The organism is Muriicola sp. (assembly GCF_041567615.1).
In the GTDB taxonomy this organism is placed as follows: Bacteria; Bacteroidota; Bacteroidia; order Flavobacteriales; family Flavobacteriaceae; genus Muriicola.
This window is the reverse complement of record NZ_JBFGBM010000163.1, coordinates 1-6,425: the sequence shown is the minus strand read 5'-3', so window position 1 is coordinate 6,425 and position 6,425 is coordinate 1. Positions and strand designations below refer to the sequence as shown.

Here is a 6,425-nt window from a genome sequence, read left to right as displayed (position 1 = left end):
GCCTTTGGGCCGAGTTTTCCGCATCTTCCTGCCTCCTGCCACTGATGGCTACCTTCATCCCGGCTTCCAAAAGTGTTTTTGCGATCCCAAATCCTATCCCTTTTGTACCTCCAGTGATATACGCTACTTTTCCTTTCATGTCTTTTTATTTTCCTCCAAAATAAGAAGTGAAAAAGGAGAACTGAAAATTCAGGCGTTATTCTTTTCTTAAAATAAAAAGCGTGGATTTTGAAACTTACTTAAAAATTAGTTCCTTTGCGCTTCCAATGCGGGGGATTAGCTCAGCTGGCTAGAGCGCTTGCATGGCATGCAAGAGGTCACCGGTTCGACTCCGGTATTCTCCACAGATCAAGCACAAAAATTTGTGCGATTCAGAATTCAAAAAACCACCAAGCTCGCTTGAGTGGTTTTTTTAATGAAGAAGGGCCAGGTCTGTAAGACCCGATATCAAATTTTTGTATTTGCAGGACGGGAGATCATCCGGAGCAGCGAAGCTAACCCGGTAATCCAAATAAGAAAAGCCGCCGAGCGTACTCGAGCGGTTTTTTGTTTTGTGAAGCGCAAAAGCCGCAGGCATTGAAGAAGCGATGAAAATTGCATTTGCAGGACGGGAGATCATCCGGAGCAGCGACAGCTAACCCGGTTTTCCCACTTTTAAATGAAACCGCCGAGCGTACTCGAGCGGTTTTTTGTTTTGTGAAGCGCAAAGGCCGCAGGCATTAAAAAAGCGATGAAAATGGCATTTGCAGGACGGGAGATCATCCGGAGCAGCGAAGCTAACCCGGTATTCCATTCACTTAAGATTACAGATGATCCTTAATCCTTCTTGACGCTCAGGACCAAAACCGGGATCTTGGCAGAGAATTCGGATTTGTGGATGGTGTTTTTCTCCCAAAGATTCATAAAGACACCTCTTTTCCTCCTGAATACACACAGGAGATCGGGGTTGACCAGCTGTATGTGTTCCAGTATACCCAGATAGGTAGTGGCGTGTTCCGCCATGGTCAGGGTAGTACTAATATCCAAAAGGGCCGTATTCACCTGCAGGTCCTTATCTGTGTACCCCGGAGTCTTCACGAGCAATAATCGTATCTCACTTTCGAATTTGTTCTTTATCTCAATCAGGGGATTCAAGATCCGTTTCCTCTTTAGGATACCTGATTTGAACCCTGTCAGGATCAGTTTATACGGACTGAACTCCGTGCCTTTGGGGACGATCAGGGTAGGGATGTCCGTCCGCTTGATCATTCGCCCCGAAGTATGTCCCAGATACAGTTCTTCCTTGATGTCGTTGCTCCTCGGTGAAATGACGAGAAGGTCAATCCCGATCTCGTTATCTATATCCTTCAGGCCGTCTATGAGGTCGCCTTTATAAGTAGCTATTTTGATCTCCACACCTTTTGCATCTACCTTCCCGATGACCTCTTTTAATCGCTCCTTTCCGCTCTTTTCCACCATGGCAGAAATATCGATGAGGCTTCCGGATACCCCGGCCACTGTAAAGACCTCCATCACAAAGACCCTTGAAGAGAACTGGGCAGCGAGATCCACTGCGTATTGCAGCGTTTCATGGGCATTGGGAGAGGTTCCGATAGGTACTAGGATGTTCTTCATAACGGTTAGGTATTTAAACTCTAAATTTACGCAATAATTGGCTTGATTAGATGATACGACCTGCAAAGTTAGGCGAAATTCCCAAGATCATAGGCCTTGCCAGGGCCTGTGCACTTCATATGATTGGAATGGGCATCGAACAATGGAATGATCTGTATCCTTCAGAAGATGCCTTCCTGAAGGATCACAGCCGAGGGGAGCTCTACGTCATGGAAGCTTCAGGCCATATCGTTGGATGTATCACGGTCTCCTCACTCATGGACGAAGAATACAAGTCGGTTCAATGGCTCACCCCAAACCGAAATAATATTTACGTACACCGTCTGGCCGTACTTCCGGAAGAACAGGGCAAAGGTCTTGGCCGTCAGTTGATGGACTGGACAGAGAACAGGGCAAAATACGAAGATCGCGTTTCCGTAAGATTGGATACCTTCAGCAGGAATAAACGCAACCAGCGATTTTATGAAGCCAGGGGGTATCAAAAACTGGAACCCGTGTATTTTCCCAACCAAAGTCCCTATCCCTTCTATTGCTATGAACTCATCCTGTAAACCCTGACCTTTGACTACCCGAGTAAGCTTCAAAACCATCAACCGCCTTGCCATTCCTGCGACCATTGCAGGGATAGCCGAGCCTATTCTGTCCATCACCGATACAGCTATCGTGGGAAATATCCCGGAAAATGGATTAGAATCCCTGGCGGCCGTCGGGATCGTGGGAGCGTTTCTCTCTATGCTTATCTGGATCCTGGGGCAGACCCGCAGTGCGATCTCGGCCATAATCTCTCAGTACCTGGGTGCGGGAAAACTCGACCAGGTCTCTACCCTCCCTGCCCAGGCGATCACCCTGAACGTATTGCTCAGTATCGCCATCCTCCTGGGTACGGTATTTATCGTAGAGGAAATATTCCTCCTGCTCAACGCAAAAGGCAAGATCCTGGAATTCTGCATCTCCTACTATTCCATCCGGGTATGGGGTTTCCCGCTGACCCTCTTTGCCTTTGCCGTCATGGGGATCTTCAGGGGACTGCAAAACACCTACTGGCCCATGATGATTGCGATCACCGGGGCCTCCCTGAATATAGTACTCGATTTCATTCTGGTCTATGGAATCGAGGGCCTTGTCTCCCCAATGAACCTCGAAGGAGCGGCCTGGGCCAGCCTGATCTCCCAGGGGGTGATGGCTGTGATGTCTCTTTACCTGCTGATGGTCAAGACCCATATTTCACTAATGCCCAGATTACCCGTGCACCCGGAACTGGGCAGGCTTATCGGGATGAGCCTCAATCTCTTTGTCAGGGCAGTTGCCCTTAATATCACCCTGGTCCTGGCCGTAAGGGAAGCCACAGCCCTGGGCGACCGCTTTATCGGAGCCCATACCATCGCCATCAACCTCTGGCTCTTTGCAGCCTTCTTCATCGATGGATACGGAGCCGCGGGAAATATCATGGGAGGCAGGCTACTTGGAGCAAAGGACTATAACAACCTCTGGAAGCTGGCGAAAAAGATCATGCTGTACGGTCTGTGGGTAAGCGGGATGCTGATGGTCATCGGCTTTGTCCTCTACCGCCCGCTGGGGATGCTCTTCTCGAATGAAGGAGAGGTCCTGAGCACCTTCTATTCCATCTTCTTTATCGTGATCCTGGCCCTGCCCATCAATACGGTAGCCTTTGTCTTCGACGGGCTTTTCAAAGGCCTGGGTGAGATGAAATACCTGCGCAATGTACTCCTCTCCGCTACTTTTTTGGGATTCATCCCCGCCCTTTACATAGGACAGTACTTTGACCTGGGGCTTTACGGGATATGGATATCCATTACGGTCTGGATGATGATCAGAGGAGGAGCCCTCGTATTTAAGTTCAGGAGAAAATTTCGCCCCCTTTTACAAAAGGTGTAATTTTGAGAAAAGCGACTACCCATGGGAACGACCCGAGCTAACGGCAGCCTTTATACCAACATTCAGAACGGGGTGGCCACCGTAGAATTTGGCCACCCGGCGAGCAATTCTTTTGTGTCCGAAATGCTGGACCGCCTCACCAAAATCCTCAGGGATCTCTCTGAGAATACAGAGGTATCCGTGATCATCCTCAAATCTGAAGGGGACAGGGCCTTTTGTGCCGGCGCCTCCTTTGACGAGCTCCTTTCGGTCTCTAACCCCCGGGAAGGAACTGTTTTCTTCAGCGGGTTCGCCCATGTGATCAATGCCATGAGAAAATGTGCCCAGCCCATCATTGGAAGGGTTCAGGGGAAAGCCGTGGGCGGTGGGGTCGGACTGATCTCCGCCTGCGACTACGTTTTTGCTACGGAAGACGCTGCGGTCAGGCTTTCCGAGCTTACGATCGGCATTGCCCCCCTGGTGATCGCCCCTGCAGTAAAGCGAAAGATTGGGGCATCCGGCCTTTCCGAACTATCCCTGGCACCCACAGAGTGGAAGAACGCCTATTGGGCAAAGGACAAGGGTCTCTTTTCCAAGGTATTCCCGAATATCAAAGAGATGGACAAAGAACTCGATTTCTTTTCTTCCCAGCTAGCCGCCTACAACCGTGAGGCCCTTGTGGCTCTTAAGAAAGTGCTGTGGGAAGGTGCCGAAACCTGGGATGAACTCCTGCTTAACAGAGCTGCCATTACAGGAGAACTGGCCCTTTCCGAACAGACCAGAAAGGCTATGGAAGCCTTTAAGAAATAAGATCGTCAAACCCTTTTGCACCTAATGGGACCCACATGGCATTTAAGCTGAAGGATATATTGAAAACGCCCTATCCCTTTTATTTCAGAGGCAAGACCCTCCTGCAATTTGCCCTGGTGATCTTTATCCTGGCTTTCCTGTTCAACTATTTCTTCACCCCATTTAACGTCAATCTGGACGAGCATAAGATGGATTACTTCTGGATCAGTGTCATCCATTCAGCTACGCCTCTTGCGGTCCTTCTGCTCATGTATCCCTTTATCCATTTCTCCCCATCCATTGATGAAAACTGGACCATAGGCAAGGACATCCTTTTTCTCTCGGTCTTCCTCTTGTTGATCGGGATCGGACAGTTTTTAGTCAGGGACCTCATTTACGACAACCCCAACAACTGGTCCTGGGGCTATTTCAGGGAGGAGATCGGCAATACCTTCCTGGTCGGTATTCTGCTTGTGGGGTTGATCGTTTCCGTGAATTTCAATCGGCTTAACGCCCGGTACATCAGGGAGGCACAGGAACTGGAACGGAGCAGGCTGGGTAAAGACAGACGTCATGAGAAGAGTATCATCCCCATAGAGACCCAGGTTAAAATGGACAGATTCGACCTGCAGGTGGAAAAGTTCCTCTTCGCCAAGGCTGAAGGCAACTACCTCGTGCTGCATTTACAGGATGAACCTGCTCCTGTGAAGGTATTGAAGCGTATCTCCATTACCGATTTTGAAAAGCAAGTCAGCTCTTTTAGAGATATTATCCGGACACACCGTTCCTACATCGTCAACCTCGCCTTTCTCTCACACGTAAAAGGCAATGCACAGGGATTCCAGCTGAGCCTGGAACACTGTGAAGCCTTGATCCCCGTGTCAAGGACCATGATCCCCGCTTTTGAATCCCGGGTCAGAATGTGAATTCTCTTGTCATTCGTCCCAAAACCTTGCCATCCGTACCAAAGAATCCCATGGCATTGGTAATACGGATATCTTTACTCAAAAATCAACAATCATGAGACGATACGATCTGGACTGGTTAAGGGTTTTTGTTTTTGGGCTGTTGATATTTTATCACGTGGGCATGTTCTTTGTTCCATGGGGGTGGCATATCAAGAACAACGTGGAATACACCTCGATCCGGATCCCCATGCTATTTGTAAACCAGTGGAGGCTTCCCATCCTCTTCCTGATCTCTGGGATGGGTACATTCTATGCCCTGAATAAAAGGACTCCGATACAATTCGGCGCCGAGCGGATCAAAAGGCTTTTCCTTCCCCTGGTGATAGGGATGCTGCTTGTAGTCCCTCCACAGGTCTATATTGAGCGCATCATCAATGGCCAGTATCAAGGATCCTATTTTGATTTCTGGCCCGCTCAATCCTTTATGGGGGTCTACCCGGAAGGCAACCTCAGCTGGCACCACCTTTGGTTCCTGCCCTACCTCCTGTTGTTTTCACTGGCCCTTTTGCCTGTATTCGTTTCTCTAAAAAAGAATCCCGCTGGCAGGTTCCTCAAATGGGTCGAAGTCAGGGTTTCTGAAAAAACCGGACTGTTCTGGTTCCTGATCCCACTCTATCTTATGGAATCCCTGTTGGAACCCTTTTTCAATATTACCCATGCGCTGATAGACGACTGGTTTGCCATTGCCAGTTATTCCACCCTGTTCTTCTATGGCTTCCTCCTGATGACGGTACAGGATACTTTCTGGAACACGGTGACACAAAACAGGCGGTTTTACCTGTATTGCGGCCTGATGGGTTTTACGCTCTATCTCGGCCTCATCCTGTCCTTTGAAGATTCCATCGCCGTACATTTTACGGAGGCACTCCTGAAGGTATTTAACCTGTGGTCCTGGATCCTGGTTCTCTTTGGCTATGCCGCGACCTACTGGAACAGACCCAGCCGGGCGCTGACCTATTGCAATGAAGCCGTATACCCATTTTATATCCTGCATCAGACCATCACCATCATCTCGGGGTATTTTATTATGGATCTCAGCTGGGGATTCCTCCCAAAATTCCTCTACCTCGTCATCGCCACCTTCGGGGGGTCCTGGATCATCTATGAATTCGGCATACGCCGATGGAAATGGCTCCGTCCTTTGTTCGGGCTTAAACTCAAAAAAGCGTTCACCTTCAG

General features: G+C 49.2%; 7 protein-coding genes and 1 tRNA gene. 6 read left to right on the top strand and 2 right to left on the bottom strand.

What is annotated here, in order from left to right; translation table 11 throughout:
- Positions 1-139, bottom strand: a 139-nt coding sequence (locus ABYP73_RS10690) for an SDR family NAD(P)-dependent oxidoreductase (protein ID WP_372974313.1), incomplete at its 3' end; no start/stop codon positions are given.
- A gap of 131 nt (positions 140-270) precedes the next feature.
- Here ABYP73_RS10690 and ABYP73_RS10685 point away from each other — a divergent pair.
- Positions 271-344: transfer RNA gene (locus tag ABYP73_RS10685), tRNA-Ala, on the top strand.
- A 472-nt stretch (positions 345-816) separates the two neighbouring features.
- On the opposite strand, the gene ABYP73_RS10680 is transcribed toward ABYP73_RS10685, so the two are convergent.
- Positions 817-1,614 carry a universal stress protein gene (locus ABYP73_RS10680; protein ID WP_372974312.1) on the bottom strand — a complete coding sequence of 266 codons (798 nt, stop codon included), beginning with the start codon at positions 1,612-1,614 and terminating at the stop codon, positions 817-819.
- Between the two features lie 50 nt (positions 1,615-1,664).
- Between ABYP73_RS10680 and ABYP73_RS10675 the strand changes: the two genes are divergently transcribed.
- From ABYP73_RS10675 to ABYP73_RS10655, 5 genes are all read left to right on the top strand, one after another.
- The gene (locus tag ABYP73_RS10675; RefSeq protein ID WP_372974311.1) at positions 1,665-2,165 is read left to right on the top strand and encodes a GNAT family N-acetyltransferase; all 501 of its coding nucleotides are present in this window, start codon (positions 1,665-1,667) and stop codon (positions 2,163-2,165) included.
- Positions 2,166-2,175: 10 nt separating this feature from the next.
- Positions 2,176-3,510, top strand: a complete 1,335-nt coding sequence (locus ABYP73_RS10670; RefSeq protein WP_372974310.1) for an MATE family efflux transporter — start codon at positions 2,176-2,178, stop codon at positions 3,508-3,510.
- A 21-nt stretch (positions 3,511-3,531) separates the two neighbouring features.
- Entirely contained in the window at positions 3,532-4,299 is a 768-nt protein-coding gene (locus tag ABYP73_RS10665; RefSeq protein ID WP_372974309.1) for an enoyl-CoA hydratase/isomerase family protein, read from the top strand.
- Between the two features lie 35 nt (positions 4,300-4,334).
- The gene (locus ABYP73_RS10660) at positions 4,335-5,204 is read left to right on the top strand and encodes a LytTR family transcriptional regulator DNA-binding domain-containing protein (protein ID WP_372946644.1); all 870 of its coding nucleotides are present in this window, start codon (positions 4,335-4,337) and stop codon (positions 5,202-5,204) included.
- A gap of 94 nt (positions 5,205-5,298) precedes the next feature.
- A partial coding sequence (locus ABYP73_RS10655; RefSeq protein WP_372974308.1) for an acyltransferase family protein occupies positions 5,299-6,425 on the top strand: 1,127 nt, incomplete at its 3' end.